The 14693-nt window shown below is 65.5% G+C and carries 14 protein-coding genes; 8 read left to right on the forward strand and 6 right to left on the reverse strand.

What is annotated here, in order from left to right; all coding sequences use genetic code 11:
* Positions 1–35: 35 nt before the first annotated feature.
* Together PI87_RS08995 and PI87_RS09000 are read right to left on the reverse strand one after the other, a co-directional pair.
* Positions 36–758, reverse strand: a complete 723-nt coding sequence (locus tag PI87_RS08995) for a hypothetical protein (RefSeq protein WP_232313964.1) — start codon at positions 756–758, stop codon at positions 36–38.
* A gap of 141 nt (positions 759–899) precedes the next feature.
* On the reverse strand, positions 900–1844 hold the full coding sequence (locus tag PI87_RS09000; RefSeq protein ID WP_039597399.1) for a M48 family metallopeptidase: 945 nt from the start codon (positions 1842–1844) through the stop codon (positions 900–902).
* 200 nt (positions 1845–2044) lie between these two features.
* On the opposite strand from PI87_RS09000, the gene PI87_RS09005 reads away from it, so the two are divergent.
* The gene (locus PI87_RS09005) at positions 2045–3334 is read left to right on the forward strand and encodes a muropeptide transporter (RefSeq protein WP_039597354.1); all 1290 of its coding nucleotides are present in this window, start codon (positions 2045–2047) and stop codon (positions 3332–3334) included.
* Between the two features lie 4 nt (positions 3335–3338).
* Here PI87_RS09005 and PI87_RS09010 read toward each other — a convergent pair whose 3' ends face one another.
* Positions 3339–4532 carry a class I SAM-dependent methyltransferase gene (locus PI87_RS09010; protein WP_039597355.1) on the reverse strand — a complete coding sequence of 398 codons (1194 nt, stop codon included), beginning with the start codon at positions 4530–4532 and terminating at the stop codon, positions 3339–3341.
* A 16-nt stretch (positions 4533–4548) separates the two neighbouring features.
* Between PI87_RS09010 and PI87_RS09015 the strand changes: the two genes are divergently transcribed.
* Both PI87_RS09015 and PI87_RS09020 read left to right on the forward strand, forming a co-directional pair.
* Positions 4549–5355, forward strand: a complete 807-nt coding sequence (locus PI87_RS09015; protein ID WP_039597356.1) for an SDR family oxidoreductase — start codon at positions 4549–4551, stop codon at positions 5353–5355.
* A 19-nt stretch (positions 5356–5374) separates the two neighbouring features.
* Positions 5375–5767, forward strand: coding sequence for a dihydroneopterin aldolase (locus tag PI87_RS09020; RefSeq protein ID WP_031329962.1), 393 nt, complete (start codon positions 5375–5377; stop codon positions 5765–5767).
* Here PI87_RS09020 and PI87_RS09025 read toward each other — a convergent pair.
* Both PI87_RS09025 and rocD read right to left on the reverse strand, forming a co-directional pair.
* Positions 5764–6693 carry an arginase gene (locus PI87_RS09025; protein ID WP_039597357.1) on the reverse strand — a complete coding sequence of 310 codons (930 nt, stop codon included), beginning with the start codon at positions 6691–6693 and terminating at the stop codon, positions 5764–5766. The genes PI87_RS09020 and PI87_RS09025 overlap by 4 nt on opposite strands.
* Positions 6694–6723: 30 nt before the next feature.
* The gene (gene rocD, locus PI87_RS09030; RefSeq protein ID WP_039597358.1) at positions 6724–7950 is read right to left on the reverse strand and encodes an ornithine--oxo-acid transaminase; all 1227 of its coding nucleotides are present in this window, start codon (positions 7948–7950) and stop codon (positions 6724–6726) included.
* Positions 7951–8080: 130 nt separating this feature from the next.
* Between rocD and PI87_RS09035 the strand changes: the two genes are divergently transcribed.
* A complete protein-coding gene (locus tag PI87_RS09035) occupies positions 8081–9019 on the forward strand; it encodes a LysR family transcriptional regulator (protein ID WP_039597359.1) in 939 nt (312 codons plus the stop codon).
* 12 nt (positions 9020–9031) lie between these two features.
* Here PI87_RS09035 and amaB read toward each other — a convergent pair whose 3' ends face one another.
* Positions 9032–10540 carry an L-piperidine-6-carboxylate dehydrogenase gene (amaB, locus tag PI87_RS09040; RefSeq protein WP_039597360.1) on the reverse strand — a complete coding sequence of 503 codons (1509 nt, stop codon included), beginning with the start codon at positions 10538–10540 and terminating at the stop codon, positions 9032–9034.
* A gap of 111 nt (positions 10541–10651) precedes the next feature.
* Between amaB and PI87_RS09045 the strand changes: the two genes are divergently transcribed.
* Genes PI87_RS09045 through PI87_RS09060 form a run of 4 tightly spaced genes read left to right on the forward strand, consistent with a single transcriptional unit; the run spans position 10652 to position 14560 of the window.
* Positions 10652–11407 (forward strand): TetR/AcrR family transcriptional regulator, encoded by a 756-nt coding sequence (locus PI87_RS09045; RefSeq protein WP_039597361.1) that lies wholly within the window; start codon positions 10652–10654, stop codon positions 11405–11407.
* Positions 11408–11454: 47 nt separating this feature from the next.
* Complete coding sequence (locus PI87_RS09050) at positions 11455–12420, forward strand: HlyD family secretion protein (protein ID WP_039597362.1); 966 nt, start codon at positions 11455–11457, stop codon at positions 12418–12420.
* A complete protein-coding gene (locus tag PI87_RS09055) occupies positions 12417–13388 on the forward strand; it encodes an ABC transporter ATP-binding protein (protein WP_039597363.1) in 972 nt (323 codons plus the stop codon). Before PI87_RS09050 ends, PI87_RS09055 begins: the two co-directional genes overlap by 4 nt.
* Complete coding sequence (locus PI87_RS09060; RefSeq protein WP_039597364.1) at positions 13385–14560, forward strand: ABC transporter permease; 1176 nt, start codon at positions 13385–13387, stop codon at positions 14558–14560. Before PI87_RS09055 ends, PI87_RS09060 begins: the two co-directional genes overlap by 4 nt.
* Positions 14561–14693: the final 133 nt, after the last annotated feature.

Below are 14693 nucleotides of genomic sequence, written 5' to 3' on the forward strand. Positions count from 1 at the left end.
GAGATTTGCGGGGCTTTGGTCAAGCTCGGGCCAGATTATTGAATGGCAGTCACCACCTGCGAGAATGCCTTCAGGTAATTCGTAGGCGCGCCTGAAGGGTAGGAGTAGCTGAAATCGCACTTGATAGTGCGATGGCCATCCACGTCCCACCAGCAACGGTAGTCTTGGTTATAGGCCGCGGTGCCGTTGCTGCCGCCCGGCAACTGCCAGTCGTTGGAGTTAGTGAGGGCTAGCACATAGTGGATGCGCAGCGCGTTGAACGTACCTGCTGGAATCGTCAAGGCCTCCAGGGCTTCGACCTCTGCGTTCAAGGTAGCGAACTCCTGATAGCCGGCCTGGCAGCTGTATTGCCACGTCGTCGTCCAGGTCTTGCCCACCGACAGCGGGAAATTGAGCATGTCGCGTTTGGGGGCATACGTACAAAGGTTTCCGTTGTTGTACGTGCGGGTGAGGCGGTTGCCGTCAGTGTCGCTGGTATAGCGGTCGCTTGCTGCGCCTCCTATCGTCGAGTCGACTGTGACGATGCCGTTTGCTACTGACGTCGTCACATAGGTGTGTGAAACCGTCGACACGGTGTTGTTCAGGCGCGTGCTGGTTTCGGACCACACGACGGTTTTGCCAACTGCCGGTGTGCCCGGGTAATACTCCTGCACTGGATCGGCTGCAGCCGTACTTTGCTGCACACCTTTACCAATCACGCTGATCGTCTCAGCCGTGGTGGTGCCTGATACAGCCAATGCACAAGCAATGGCCAGCATGGTCAAATCCTTACCCCGGTTACTCATCTTCTTATCCCTGTTGTTTGCGATTGAGTTATTGCAGCAAACGCTGCGTCGCAAAGCCTACAGGAATGTTTTTCGAGTTTTCCATCAGGGTGCGGATGATTAACAAATGATTATCTAAGGCCGCACCATCGGCCGCATCGGTGCTTCATCCCCATTATCAACAGGCGCGGCCCCCAGAATTTTCATGTTTGACCGATAGGCCGACAGCTTGGCCATCGGCATTTGCATGGCATCGGCAAACAGCGGTAGGGTTTCCGGCAGATGGCGCGACAGCACCACCATGCGCGTGCGGCCCGACGGGTGCGTCGATAGAAACTGCTTCTGCTCTGCCCCGCCGATCGAGCCCATTTTCTGCCACAGCGTGAGCGCGGCGCGCGGGTCGTAGCCGGCGCGCGAGGCGATGTCCATGCCGACCAGGTCGGCTTCGGTTTCTTCCGCACGTGAGAACGCCAGCAGATGCATCTTGGCGCCTTCGCCCAGGTCCGTATCGCCCCGGTTGCCGAAGCCGAAGAGTTGCGAGATGACATTCGCGCCCAGGTTGGTGACCTCGCGCTGGCCGGCGCGGGCGCGGGCGTGTTCGCGCAGCGCGTGGGCGATCTCGTGACCGAGCGCCATGGCGAGTTCGTCATCCGTCAGCTTGAACTGCTCCACCAGCCCCGAGAACACGGCGATCTTGCCGCCGGGCATGCAGAACGCATTCACCTGCGGTGAGCCGATCAGGTTGACTTCCCACTGCCAGTGCGCGGCGTCGGGGTTCCAGCGGGACGCCTGCGGCGTGAGCCGGGCGACGATGGCGCGGATGCGGATCAGGTCCGGCACGTTGTCCGGCGCGAGTGCCCCTTCGTGCGCAGCGTTGTCGATGACGCCTTTGTATTCGGCCTGCGCGCGTTTATCGATTTCTTCGGCCGGAATGACGAGGCGGATGTTGGGCGACGTGGTGGTCGGCGCTTCCAGTTTCACGCCGTCGGCGGGCACCGGCAGCGGGCCGTCCATGGCGGTTGCCCACGTGGCGAGCACGAGGCCGGTGGTGGCGAGCAGGAAGCGTGTTACGCGCGGCATAGGGTTGGTGGGCAGGATCACTGAGACATAATATCGGCCAACGCACCCGCCCACGCCAAGCGTCACTAACAAAGCCTCCTGGCGTTGTAGCACCTCCTTGCCGTACTTTTTGTACTGTCTGCGTCGGTGCGCCTAGCCAGGAGGCTTTGTTAGCGACGCTTAAGTGGCAACCCGCACCCGCATTTCTGTTCGGCGCCCGCATGACCTTCCACGATTACCTTGACGTTTTCCGCAATCGCCGCATCGGCGCGATGTTGATGCTGGGCTTTGCTTCCGGCCTGCCGCTGGCGCTTACCTCGGGCACGCTGCAGGCGTGGATGACGGTGGAGGGGCTGGATATCCGCACCATCGGGCTGTTCTCGCTGGTGGGGCAGGCGTACATCTTCAAGTTCCTGTGGGCGCCGCTGATGGACCGCTTCACGCCGCCGGTGGGTGGGCGGCGCCGCGGCTGGCTGGTGCTTACGCAGGCGGGGCTGGTGGCGTCGATTGCCGCCATGGCCTTCACGCCGCCGCACGCCGCGCTGTGGGCGCTGGCCGGGCTGGCGGTGCTGGTGGCGTTTCTGTCGGCGTCGCAGGACATCGTCTTCGATGCCTACAGCACCGATGTGCTGCATACGAGCGAGCGCGGCGTGGGCGCGGCCGTGAAGGTGCTCGGCTACCGGCTGGCGATGCTGGTGTCGGGCGGCTTGGCGCTGTACCTGGCTGATCGCGTGATGGGCTGGAGCAACATGTACCTGCTGATGGCCGGGTTGATGGCGCTGGGCATCTTCACGACGCTATGGTCGCCCGAGCCGGAGGTGCAGGCGCGACCGCCGCGCAGCCTGCAGGAAGCGGTGGTTGGCCCGCTGAAGGATTTCTTCTCGCGCCGCGGCGCCTGGGCGCTGCTCGCGCTGATCGTGCTCTACAAGCTGGGCGATGCGTTTGCGGGCAGCCTGTCGACCACGTTCCTGATCCGCGGCGTCGGCTTTTCGGCCGGTGAGGTGGGCATCGTCAACAAGACGCTGGGGCTGGCGGCCACCATCGTCGGCGCGCTGTATGGCGGCACGCTGATGGTGCGACTGGGGCTGGTGCGTGCGCTGCTGCTCTTCGGTGTGCTGCAGGCGGTGTCGAACCTGGGCTACTGGGTGCTGGCCGTCACGCCGCAGCATCTGTGGACGATGGCGGTGGCCATCGGCATCGAGAACATCTGCGGCGGCATGGGCACGGCAGCCTTCGTGGCACTGCTGATGGCGCTGTGCAACCGGTCGTTCTCGGCGACGCAGTATGCGTTGCTGTCTGCGCTGGCCTCGATCGGCCGCGTGTACGTCGGGCCCACCTCAGGCTACCTCGTGGAAGCCTACGGTTGGCCCGCGTTCTATCTGATGACCGTGGCGTTTGCCTTCCCCGGCCTGGTGGTGCTGTGGTGGATGCGCGGCACGATCGGCCGGTATGAGTCCGAGCAGAATGAGCGGGCGCTGGAAGCCAAGGCGGCGAAGGCCGCGTCAGCCTGATTGACTAGCCCAAGCGGTTCGATCGGTCGGCATCCGCAAAGCCGGCCAGCGGCAGCGCCCCATCAATGCCCTTGCCCAGCGCAATGGCCTTGAACAGCTCGCCCATCTCCGCCTCCGACAGCAGCTTCTGCACGGCGTTGGCCGCCGGCAGGAACTGCATCGGGTCGGACGGATCGAGCGTCATCAGCAGCTCGCCCACGCCCGCACCCAACAGGAAGCGCGCCTGGCTCGCATAGCCGAGCAACTCCAGCCCCGCCTCCTGGCCCGCCTGGGCAATCCCCGAAAAATCGACGTGCGCGGTGATGTCCTGCAGGCCCGGCAGCCAGAACGGGTCGTCGTGCGCATGCTGGCGGTAGTGGCACATCAACGTGCCATTGGCGCGGTGTGCGTGGTAGTACTCGGCGGCGGGAAAACCGTAGTCGATCAGCAGCAGCAGGCCGCGCGCGAGCGCCGCGCCGGTGCTTCGGATGAAGCCCTCGGCGGCTTCGTGCGATTCGGTGATGAAGTCGTCCGTGCCCGGCAGGGCGGCGAGTTTAGCCGGCACCGCAGACGGATCGACCAGCCGGTCTTCCCACTGCAGGCCATCTTCGGCATCGAGCCGAACACCGCGCTGGTGCCACACGCCGCTGCGCCGTGCCCACAGCGATACAGGCATCGCATCGAGCACTTCGTTGCCGACCATCACGCCGATGAACGGCGCGGGCAGCGTGTCGTGCCATTGCGCGAGGGCGGCCAGCTCCGGGCCGAGCGCGGTCAGGCGTTCCTGCTGGCGCTGGCGCAGCTCGCCAGACAGCTCGACGATGCCGTAGCTGTCGGGCCGCATGCCCAGCGTATCGAGTTCGACGAGGATGTCGGCGGCCAGCTTGCCGGTGCCGGCGCCAAATTCCAGCACATGGCGCTGGCCTTCGGGTAGCGTCTCCAGCACCTGCGCGATCTGGTGCGCCACGGTGCGGCCGAAAAACGGCGTCAACTCGGGCGCGGTGATGAAGTCGCCGCCGTCTTCCACGCGGCGGCCGAACTTGGCCGCGCCGCCGCTGTAGTAGCCCAGGCCCGGCGCGTAGAGCGCCAGTTCCATGTAGCGGTCGAAGGGGAGCCAGCCGCCGGCGGCCGCAATGGCGGCGGCGATCAGGGCGAACAGGTGCGCGGATTGCGCCTGCGCCGCCTCGTTGGGAAGCGGTAAACTCACGGTTTTGCTCATCGCCGGATTGTAAACAATGGCGCAGACGCCGACTGAACTGAACGCACAACCGCCCGTACAGACGCGGGTGGCCCTCGTCACGGGCGCTGGCCGCCGCGTGGGCCGCGTGATCGCCCTGACCTTGGCCCGCCACGGCTGGGATGTGGCCGTGCATTGCCACCGCTCGCGCACCGAGGCCGACGCTGTGGCCGCCGAGATCACCGCCATGGGCCGCCGTGCCGCCGTGCTGCAGGCCGACCTGTCGGACGAAGCCGCCGCCGGCCGCTTGATCGGCGACTGCATCGCTGCACTGGGTACGCCCACCTGCCTGGTCAACAACGCGTCGCTGTTCCAGTACGACGTGGCGACCAGCTTCAGCTATGCATCGCTCGATACGCACATGCGTACCAACGTGGCGGCGCCGCTGCTGCTCGCGCGCGAGCTGCACCGTGCGCTGACCGCCGGTGATGCTGAACATCGCGGCGTTGTCATCAACCTGCTGGACCAGAAGCTCGACAATCTGAACCCGGATTTCCTGTCGTACACGCTGTCGAAGGCGGCGCTGTCCACCGCGACGATGCAACTGGCACAAGCACTCGCACCCGCGCTGCGCGTGGTGGGTGTGGCCCCAGGCATCACGATGGTGTCGGGCGACCAGTCGCAAGGCGGGTTTGCGCGCGCGCACCAGATGACGCCGCTGGGCCAGTCGTCCACGCCGGAAGACATTGCCGAAGCGGTGTGCTACCTCGCCACCGCACGCGCCGTCACTGGCACCACGCTGTTCGTCGACGGAGGCCAGCATCTGATGCCGCTGGCCCGCGACGTGATGTTCTTGACCGAATAATTTTTACCGGACGCTCCCCATGCTCTCCCTGCTATCCCACCCGCGCCTGTCGAACTGCCGCCGCATGTTTTTGCGCAACTACGAGGTGCAGATCAACATCGGCGTGCACGACTTCGAGAAGAAGGGCGAGCAGCGCGTCCTCATCAACATCGAGCTATACGTGCCGCTGGAATACTCGTCGCCCACGCAGGACAAGCTGCATGAAGTGGTCGACTACGATTTCATGCGTGATACCGTCGCGCGCCGCATGGCGCAAGGCCACGTTCACCTGCAGGAAACGCTGTGCGATGACGTGCTGACGGCCATGCTCAAGCACCCGCACGTGCGTGCCGCGCGGGTGTCGACGGAGAAGCCGGACGTCTATCCGGATTGCGAATCGGTGGGTGTCGAGGTCTTCCGCATCAAGGACTAAGCTGCACTCGCATATTCACGGCGCTGGGCGTGCAACGCGCCCGCGACGCTGCCCAGCAGGTCGAGCGCCAAGTGCGCCGTGATCCCGCCCTTGTCGTGGCGCGGGTTGTATTCCACCAGTTCGAATGCCGCAAAGCGTGCATCGCGTGCGCAGGCGGCCAACGCTTGCGTCATGCCCAGGGCGGTGAGCCCATCCGTTTCGGGTGAGCCGACACCTGGGGCGACTGCGGGGTCGAAGGCATCCAGATCCAGCGTCACGCCAAAGGCCGCCGTGCCCGAGGTGACCAAGCGGATGGCGTCGGCCATCACGGCGCGCAGGCCGTTGCGTGCCACCTCTGCGGCGTCGATCACGCGCACGCCCAGCAGGTCGAGCAGCGCGCGTTCGGCGGGCTCATAACTACGCGCGCCAATCACCACGACATGCTGCGGCAGCAGCTTGGGCGCAGCGTCACGTACCTGCGTAAGGGCCGGTGCACCGTGGCCGAGCAGCGTTGCCAGCGGCATGCCGTGGATGGCGCCCGAGTCGCTGGTCTGCGGCGTGTGGCTGTCGAGGTGGGCGTCGATCCAGATCAGGCCCAGCGGACCCTTCGGCCGCAAGGCATTCGCCACACCCGACCACGTACCGATCGCGCACGAGTGATCCCCGCCGATGATGACGGGCACGTGGCCCTCGTGCACGCTGTGGGCCGTCGCGTCAGCCAGTGCGCGCGAGAAGCCCGCCACGCCCGGCAGCGCTGCCAGCCGCGCAGACCGGCTGTGTCCGGCCGACATCGCCAACTCGATGTCATGCACCAAGCCGCCGTGTGTTTCGGGTGTCTGTAGACGCGCCAGCGCGCCCGCCTGCAGCAGCGCACGCGGGCCGTCCTTGCAGCCGTCGTCTTGCGCGCCGCAGCCGATGGCCGCGCCGATCAGGTCAATGATGGTCATGTGTGCTCCCCTTGGTTCATTCGATGTCGTTCATGCCACTTTGCGGCGCGGCCAGTCGGCCAGCGTGCGGCGGATGACGTCGCGCGCCAGCTCCAGCTCGGCCTGGCCAATCACCAGTGGCGGCGTGAGGCGGATCACGTTGCCGTAGGTGTCCTTGGACAGCACGCCGTGTTCCGCCAGCGCCGCGACAAAGTCGTGCGCTTCGATGTCCGCATCGAGCTGCAGACCGATCATCAGACCGCGCCCGCGTACTTGCCGAACGCCGTGCCCGATGAGTGTTTTCAGTTCGGCGATGAAGGCCTCGCCCAGACGCGCCGCGCGCTGCGGTAGTTGCTCTTCGATCAGCAAGGCGAGTGCCGCGCGGCCGATGTGCGCCGCCAGCGGGTTGCCGCCGAAGGTCGAGCCGTGGTCACCCGGTTGAAACACGCCGATGACCGACTCGCGCCCGGCAATGGCGGACACCGGCACCATGCCGCCGCCCAGTGCCTTGCCCAGCACTACCAGGTCGGCATCCACACCTTCGTGCCAACTCGCCAGCACGTCGCCAGTGCGGCCGAGGCCCGTTTGCACCTCATCGCAGACCAGCAGTACGTTGTGCTGCGTTGCCAGTTCGCGTGCCAGCTTCAGGTAGCCCGGCGGTGGCACCACGATGCCGCCTTCACCCTGCACGGGTTCCATCAGGATCGCGCCCGTGTTGGGCCCGATGGCCGCGCGCAATGCATCGGCATCACCAAACGGAATGCGCCGGAAGCCCGACGCGAATGGCCCGAACCCGTAGCGGTATTGATCGTGCGAAGAGAACCCGACGATCGTGGTCGTACGGCCGTGGAAGTTGTTCTCGAAGACGATGATCTCGGCCACCTCGGGTGGCAGACCCTTCACGTCGCGCGCCCATTTGCGGGCAGCCTTGATGGCGGTCTCCACGGCTTCGGCGCCGGTGTTCATGGGCAGCGCGCGGTCCATGCGCGTGATGCGGCACACGTCGGCCAGGAAGGGGCCGAGTTCGGTGTTGTGGAAGGCGCGCGAGGTGAGCGTCAGGCGACCAGCCTGTTCGACCAGCGCAGCCACGAGCTTGGGATGCGAATGCCCGAAGCTGACGGCCGAGTAAGCCGACATCATGTCGAGGTAGCGGCGGCCGCTGGTGTCGATCAGCCACACGCCTTCACCGCGTTCCAGCATGACCGGCAACGGCGCGTAGTTGCGCGCGCCATAGCGTTCTTCCAGGGCATAGCTCGGATGTTGCAGTGCGGTCGTCATGATGGCCTCCCGTCGCGTTGGTCGTTCACTTGCGGCGAATTCTGCGATCTGACAAACTCAAAATCAAATCGAATGTTTTTGGTTTTTCGATCCAAAAATTTGATGAATTGAGGCGTCACCTTTTTCTGCCATGTCCCACTCGCCACTGCGCTACCTGCATAGCTTTCTGACCGTGGCCAACGAGGGCAGCTTCGTGCGCGCGGCCGACCGCCTGGCCGTGTCGCAGCCGGCGCTGTCGTACCAGATGCGGCAGCTGGAGCAATGGCTGGGTGTGCCCCTGTTCGAGCGCTCCGGGCGCAAGCTCGTGCTGACGCGCGCCGGCGCTTCGGTGCGGGCGTGGTGTCGCGATGCCTTTGCCGGGCTGGATGAATTGCGCGCTGCGCTGCACAGCGGCGAGATGGAGCGCGTGTCGCTCAAGCTGGCCAGCGGTTCCAGCTTCGGGCGCTATGTGCTGATGCCGGCACTGCTGACGCCGTCTCCCGAATCCGACGCGCCGCTGCTCGACGATGTGCGCCTGGAGCTGGCGTTCGGCAGCGATGACGAAGTCTTCGGCCATGTGGAATCCGGCCGTGCGGACCTCGGCTTCGTTTACACGCCGCGCACGTCACGCCTGTTCGAGCACCATGCCGTGTACACGGAGGAGTTCGTGCTCGCATGTAGCGCGCGCGCACTGCGCGGACGCGAGGCCCCGCGCACGCTGGCCGATTGCGCTGCGTTGCCCTTCGTTACCTATGACGAATCCGATGCCGTGTACGGCCTATGGTTCAAGGCGCTGTTCCGGCGCCTGCCGGAGACGACGGTGAGTGCGCATCACGTGTCGGACCTGGAGGAGGTCAGCACGCTGGTGGAGGCGGGTGTCGGCTGGTCGGTGCTGCCCTTGCACGCCATTCAGGATGCGGTGGAACGTCGCCGTTTGCAGGTGGTGCGCCCGATCACAGCGCGGCGCTGCCTGAATACCGTGTTCGCGGTGCGCCGCACGTCGAGCTTCCCAAGTGAGGCGCAGGATCGCCTGCTCGTACGCCTCGCGCAGTTGGACGCCGAAATGGCAACAGCGGCGGCCAACGCCTAGCGCGCAATCCCGCTAGTCCACGTCAAAGCGGATGCCCTGTGCCAGCGGCAGTGCAGTGCCGTAGTTGACCGTGTTCGTGGCGCGCCGCATGTAGGCCTTCCAGGCGTCGGACCCCGCCTCACGGCCGCCGCCCGTGTCCTTTTCGCCGCCGAATGCGCCGCCGATCTCCGCGCCGCTCGGGCCGATGTTGACGTTGGCGATACCGCAGTCGCTGCCGGTAGCCGAGACGAAGCGCTCGGCCTCGCGCATGTCCAGCGTGAACACGCTCGACGACAGCCCGTGCGGCACCGCGTTGTTCAGCGCGATGGCTTCATCAAGCGTATCGAACGGTACGACGTAGAGGATGGGCGCGAAGGTCTCCTCGCAGACCACGCCGCGTTGTGCGGGCATCTCCACGAGAGCAGGGCGGACGTAGTAGGCGTCTTTGCCGAGCGCGTGATCGACGCGTTCTCCGCCGTGCACGGTGCCGCCTTCTGCGCGGGCGCGGGCAAGCGCGGCCTGCATGCGCTCATAGGCATGGGCATCGATGAGCGGGCCGACCAGCGTGTCCGCCTCGCGCGGGTCGCCCACGGGCACGCGTTCGTAGAGCGTTACCAGGCGCGGCACCAGCGCGTCGTAGACCGAGCGATGCACAAACAGCCGCCGCAGTGATGTGCAGCGTTGTCCTGCCGTACCCATCGCAGCGAAGGCGATGGCGCGCTCAGCCAGCGGCAGATCCGCATTCGGGCAGACGATGGCGGCGTTATTGCCGCCCAGTTCTAGGATCGTGCGGGCAAAACGTGGAGCAGCGGCCTGCGCCACCGAGCGCCCCATCCCCGTGCTGCCGGTGGCGGAGATGAGCGGGATGCCGCTGTGATGGGCCAATGCCTCGCCCAGGCCGCGTTCGCCAATGGCAACTTGCGCCAAGTGCGGCGGCGCATCGCCAAAGCGCTGGCACGCCCGCAGGAACAGGCGTTCGACGGCCAGCGCGGTCAGCGGCGTTTTTTCCGATGGCTTCCAGATGACCGGGTCGCCGCACACCAGCGCGAGCGCCGCGTTCCACGACCACACCGCCACCGGAAAGTTGAACGCGGTGATGACGAGGCATGGCCCCAGCGGGTGCCACGTTTCCATCATGCGATGTGCCAGCCGTTCGCTGGCAATCGTCAGCCCATACAGTTGCCGCGACAGCCCGACGGCGAAGTCGCAGATGTCGATCATCTCCTGCACTTCGCCCAGGCCCTCTTGCGTGATCTTGCCGGCCTCCAGCGTGACGAGGGCGCCCAGGTCTTCCTTGTGTGCGCGCAGTTCCTCGCCCAGCAGGCGGACAAGTTCACCACGGCGCGGGGCGGGCACGGTGCGCCAGGCCTGGAACGCGGATTGCGCCTGTCTGACGATGCGGTCTGCATCGTCGGCGGTTTCGATGGGCAGGCGTGCGAGCGTCGCCCCGTCGATGGGCGAGCGCGCCGCGAGCGGGCCATCACCGCCGATCAGGGTGTCGAGATGCAGGCGCTGCAGCAGGGCGTCAGCAGAGGTGGGCATGGTGGTCTGGGCAAGCAAGGCGTCACGTCCAGCATGCGCTGGGAGGGGCCGATTCGCAAGGCGCGTATCCGTACCTTGAAATTAATTAATTCGACAATTAATATTCGCGGCATGGCAACCCGCAAACCTTCCCCACGCGGCCCAGGCCGTCCACGTCGCCAGGATGGTGCGGTGCAGGACGACCTGCGCGACCGCCTGCTCGACATGGCCGTCACGCTGTTTGCGCGTGATGGTGTTGGCCCGACCACGCTTGCCGCCATCGCCCGTGAAGTCGGCGTGACGGCGCCGATGGTGCATTACCACTTCAAGACGCGCGACCAATTGCTCGACGCGGTGGTGGAGGAGCGCCTGCGCCCGCTGATCGACCAGGTGATGGGGCCGGCATTGCTGGCGATTGGTGACGGTGCCGGTGCCGGCGACGATGGCGGCGCAGTTGATCTGGCGCATGCCGTGGCAGGGGTGGCGCAGCGTATGGTGGCGGTGGCTTCGGCCACGCCGTGGTTTCCGCCGCTGTGGATTCGCGAGATTGCCAGCGAGGGCGGCCAGCTGCGCGAGCGCGTGTTCGCGCGCATTGCACTGGAGCGCGCCACGCTGCTGGTCGAGCGCATCGCCCGCGCGCAGGCCGCCGGCGCGGTGAACCCGGCGCTGCAGCCGCCGCTGGTGATGGTGTCGGTGATCGGCCTAGCGATGCTGCCGCTGGCCACGCGCGCGCTGTGGGGCCGGCTGCCCTACGCAGACCAGGTGGACGACGCGGCCATTGGCCGGCATGTCGCAGCGTTGTTGCTGCAAGGCGTTGGCTTGGGTGCCACGCCTGACGGCAAGCGCGGCGATGGCGACAAGAAGACCAAACGCAAAGCGCGCAAGTAGGTGTTGCGGCGCATTCATCGCATCAATCAAATCCGGCGGAGGACGGCATGCGTCCAGCGAAGTGGGGCGGCACGGTAGGGTGTCTGGCAGTGGCGATAGCGATGTTGGGCGGCTGCGCGAAGCAGGATGCCAACACCTATCAGGGCTATGTCGAAGGCGAGTTCGTCTATGTCGCTTCCTCCGTCGGTGGGCGGCTCGACCACCTGGGTGTGCAGCGCGGGCAGACCATCAGCACCGGTGCGCCGCTGTTCGTGCTGGAGTCCACCGATGAAACGGCCGCGCGTCAGCAGGCCGCCGCGCAACTGCAATCGGCTGAGGCGCAACTGGCTGATCTGAACCTCGGCAAGCGCGTGCCTGAGGTGGATGCGGTTCGTGCACAACTGGCGCAAGCCGCAGCGGCCGACAAGCTTTCGGCCATCCAGCTTGTGCGTGATGAGGCGCAGTTCCGCGCGGGCGGTATCCCGCAGGCGCAGCTTGACGCCAGCCGGTCTACCGCGCAGACCAACGCACAGCGCGTGCGTGAGCTGACCAACCAGTTGCGCATTGCCCAGTTGCCGGCGCGCAATGACCAGATTCGCGCACAAGCGGCGCAGGTGGAAGCTGCACGCGCAGCGGTGGCGCAGGCGCAATGGCGCCTCGACCAGAAGGCGCAGAAGGCCACGCAGGGCGGCCTTGTGTTTGACACGCTCTATCGCGAAGGGGAATGGGTGGGTGCCGGCAGCCCGGTGGTGCGCATGCTGCCGCCGGCCAATGTGAAGGTGCGCTTCTTCGTGCCCGAAGGCGTGGTCGGCAAGCTCAAGCCGGGGCAGGCCACGCGCATCCATTGCGACGGCTGCGCGGCCGACGTGAATGCCACTGTCACCTACGTTGCCAACGAGGCGGAGTACACGCCGCCGGTGATCTACAGCAACACCACGCGCGAGAAGCTCGTCTTCATGGTGGAGGCGCGCCCCACGGCCGCCGATGGCCCCAAGCTGCGCCCAGGCCAACCCGTTGAGGTGACACTGCAATGACCGCCTCGGGCAAGCTCAACGGCACGGGCGCCGGTGCGGGTGACTACGCCATCGACGTGCGCGGCCTGAACAAGCACTTTGGCGACAAGCACGTCGTGAAAGACCTGTCCATGCAGGTCGCCCGTGGTGAGATCTTTGGCTTTCTCGGGCCAAACGGCAGCGGCAAGACCACGTCGATCCGCATGATGTGCGGGCTGCTCACGCCCGACAGTGGCAGCGGCACCTGCCTCGGCTACGACATCCTCAAGCAGTCTGCCCAGATCAAACGCCGCGTCGGCTATATGACGCAGCGTTTCTCGTACTGGGAGGATCTCTCCATCCGCGAGAACCTCGACTTCGTCGCGCGCCTGTATGAGATGCCCAACCGGCGCGAGGCGGTGGACCATGCGCTGGAGAATCTCGGGCTCGCCTCGCGTGCCAAGCAACTAGCCGGAGCGTTGTCGGGCGGCTGGAAACAGCGGCTGGCACTGGCCGCCTGCATGCTGCATCAGCCGGAGCTGCTGCTGCTCGATGAGCCCACCGCCGGTGTTGACCCGAAGGCTCGCCGCGACTTCTGGGAGGAGCTGCATCGCCTGGCCGCACAGGGCATCTCGGTGCTCGTCAGCACGCATTACATGGACGAGGCCGAGCGTTGCCACAAGCTCGCCTACATCGCGTACGGCGAGCTGCTGGCGCAAGGCACCGCAAGCGAGGTGATCGCCAGCCAGCACTTGTCGACGTGGTCGGTGACGGGCGGCAATCTGGTCGACCTGGGCCGCAAGCTCGAAGGCCGGCCCGGTGTGGATCAGACCGTTGCGTTTGGGACTGTGCTGCACGTGACGGGCGCCGATGCGCAGGCACTGGAAACCACGCTGCGCGGCCTTGCCAGCGAATCGGGTGTGCGCGTGGAGCCCATCGACACCGGCCTGGAAGATGTCTTCATCCATATGATGCGCGGCTCGTCTGACAATTACGGAGCGCAGCCATGAGCGTCACCATCAACGGCAACCGCTTCTCGTTCCAGCGCTGGTGGAGCGTGGTGCTCAAAGAGTTCCTGCAGCTGCGGCGGGATCGCGTGACGTTCGCCATGATGATCGGCATTCCGATCATGCAGCTGTTCCTGTTTGGCTTTGCCATTAACGCGGACCCCAAGCACCTGCTGACCGGTGTGATTGCGGCGGACCAGAGCGAGTTCACGCGCAGCTTCCTGGCCGGCATGCGCAACTCCGATTACTTCGATCTGACCACAACCCTGCCCAACGAAACCGCGGGGCACGAGGCATTGGCCAAGGGGCAGTTGCAGTTCGTGGTCACCATCCCGCCGGATTTCACGCGCAAGCTGGTGCGCGGCGAGAAGCCCTCGCTGCTGGTGGAGGCGGATGCAACTGACCCGGCCGCGACAGGTTTGGCGGTGGCCTCGCTCTCGCAATTGGTGCAAGGCGTGGTCGACAAGGACATGAAGGGTGCGCTGGCGCCGCTGGCCGGGGCGAGTGGTGGCAACAGCAGCGGCGCGGCGCCGCCGTTCGATGTACGCATCCACAAGCTCTACAACCCGGAAGGCATCACGCAGTACAACATCATTCCCGGCCTGATGGGCACCATCCTCACCATGACGATGGTGATGATGACCGGCTTGGCCATGACACGCGAACGCGAGCGCGGCACGATGGAAAACCTGCTCGCCACGCCCGTGCATCCGCTGGAGGTGATGACCGGCAAGATCGTGCCCTACATCTTCATCGGGCTCGTGCAGGTGACCATCATCCTGTTGATGGCGTACTTCGTCTTCCAGGTGCCGTTTGTCGGCAGCGTGTGGATGGTCTACGTGTCGGCGCTGCTGTTTATCGTGGCGAGCCTGACGGTGGGGATCACGCTGTCGTCGCTGGCGCAGAACCAGTTGCAGGCGACGCAGCTCACGTTCTTCTACTTCCTGCCGAACATCCTGCTCTCGGGCTTCATGTTTCCGTTCGTGGGCATGCCCAAGTGGGCGCAGGTGATTGGTAATCTGCTGCCGATGACGTATTTCAACAGGCTCACGCGCGGCATTCTGCTCAAGGGCAACGGCTGGTTTGAGTTGTGGCCGAGCATCTGGCCGCTGATGGTGTTCACGGTGGTGGTGCTGAGCATTGCGTTGCGGTTTTATCGCAAGACGCTGGATTGAGGTGGCTATGCGAAGGCTTCTGATTTCCTGTTGGGATGGCGTTGTGGGTGCATCCCTTGTTTCGTCCCCTGCCGGGGCCGACTTACTTTCTTTGTCTTGCCAAAGAAAGGTAAGCAAAGAAAGGCGCGCCCGA

The organism is Ralstonia sp. A12, from assembly GCF_000801955.1.
Lineage (GTDB): Bacteria > Pseudomonadota > Gammaproteobacteria > Burkholderiales > Burkholderiaceae > Ralstonia.

Excerpts from the sequence above, each read along its gene's own strand:
- PI87_RS09000 (WP_039597399.1), bottom strand. The coding sequence starts at position 1,844 with ATGCCGCGCGTAACACGCTTCCTGCTCGCCACCACCGGCCTCGTGCTC.
- PI87_RS09050 (WP_039597362.1), top strand. The coding sequence starts at position 11,455 with ATGCGTCCAGCGAAGTGGGGCGGCACGGTAGGGTGTCTGGCAGTGGCG.
- PI87_RS09025 (WP_039597357.1), bottom strand. The coding sequence starts at position 6,693 with ATGACCATCATTGACCTGATCGGCGCGGCCATCGGCTGCGGCGCGCAA.
- PI87_RS08995 (WP_232313964.1), bottom strand. The coding sequence starts at position 758 with ATGCTGGCCATTGCTTGTGCATTGGCTGTATCAGGCACCACCACGGCT.
- PI87_RS09015 (WP_039597356.1), top strand. The coding sequence starts at position 4,549 with ATGGCGCAGACGCCGACTGAACTGAACGCACAACCGCCCGTACAGACG.
- PI87_RS09060 (WP_039597364.1), top strand. The coding sequence starts at position 13,385 with ATGAGCGTCACCATCAACGGCAACCGCTTCTCGTTCCAGCGCTGGTGG.
- PI87_RS09055 (WP_039597363.1), top strand. The coding sequence starts at position 12,417 with ATGACCGCCTCGGGCAAGCTCAACGGCACGGGCGCCGGTGCGGGTGAC.
- rocD (WP_039597358.1), bottom strand. The coding sequence starts at position 7,950 with ATGACGACCGCACTGCAACATCCGAGCTATGCCCTGGAAGAACGCTAT.
- PI87_RS09010 (WP_039597355.1), bottom strand. The coding sequence starts at position 4,532 with ATGAGCAAAACCGTGAGTTTACCGCTTCCCAACGAGGCGGCGCAGGCG.
- PI87_RS09035 (WP_039597359.1), top strand. The coding sequence starts at position 8,081 with ATGTCCCACTCGCCACTGCGCTACCTGCATAGCTTTCTGACCGTGGCC.
- PI87_RS09020 (WP_031329962.1), top strand. The coding sequence starts at position 5,375 with ATGCTCTCCCTGCTATCCCACCCGCGCCTGTCGAACTGCCGCCGCATG.
- PI87_RS09045 (WP_039597361.1), top strand. The coding sequence starts at position 10,652 with ATGGCAACCCGCAAACCTTCCCCACGCGGCCCAGGCCGTCCACGTCGC.
- amaB (WP_039597360.1), bottom strand. The coding sequence starts at position 10,540 with ATGCCCACCTCTGCTGACGCCCTGCTGCAGCGCCTGCATCTCGACACC.
- PI87_RS09005 (WP_039597354.1), top strand. The coding sequence starts at position 2,045 with ATGACCTTCCACGATTACCTTGACGTTTTCCGCAATCGCCGCATCGGC.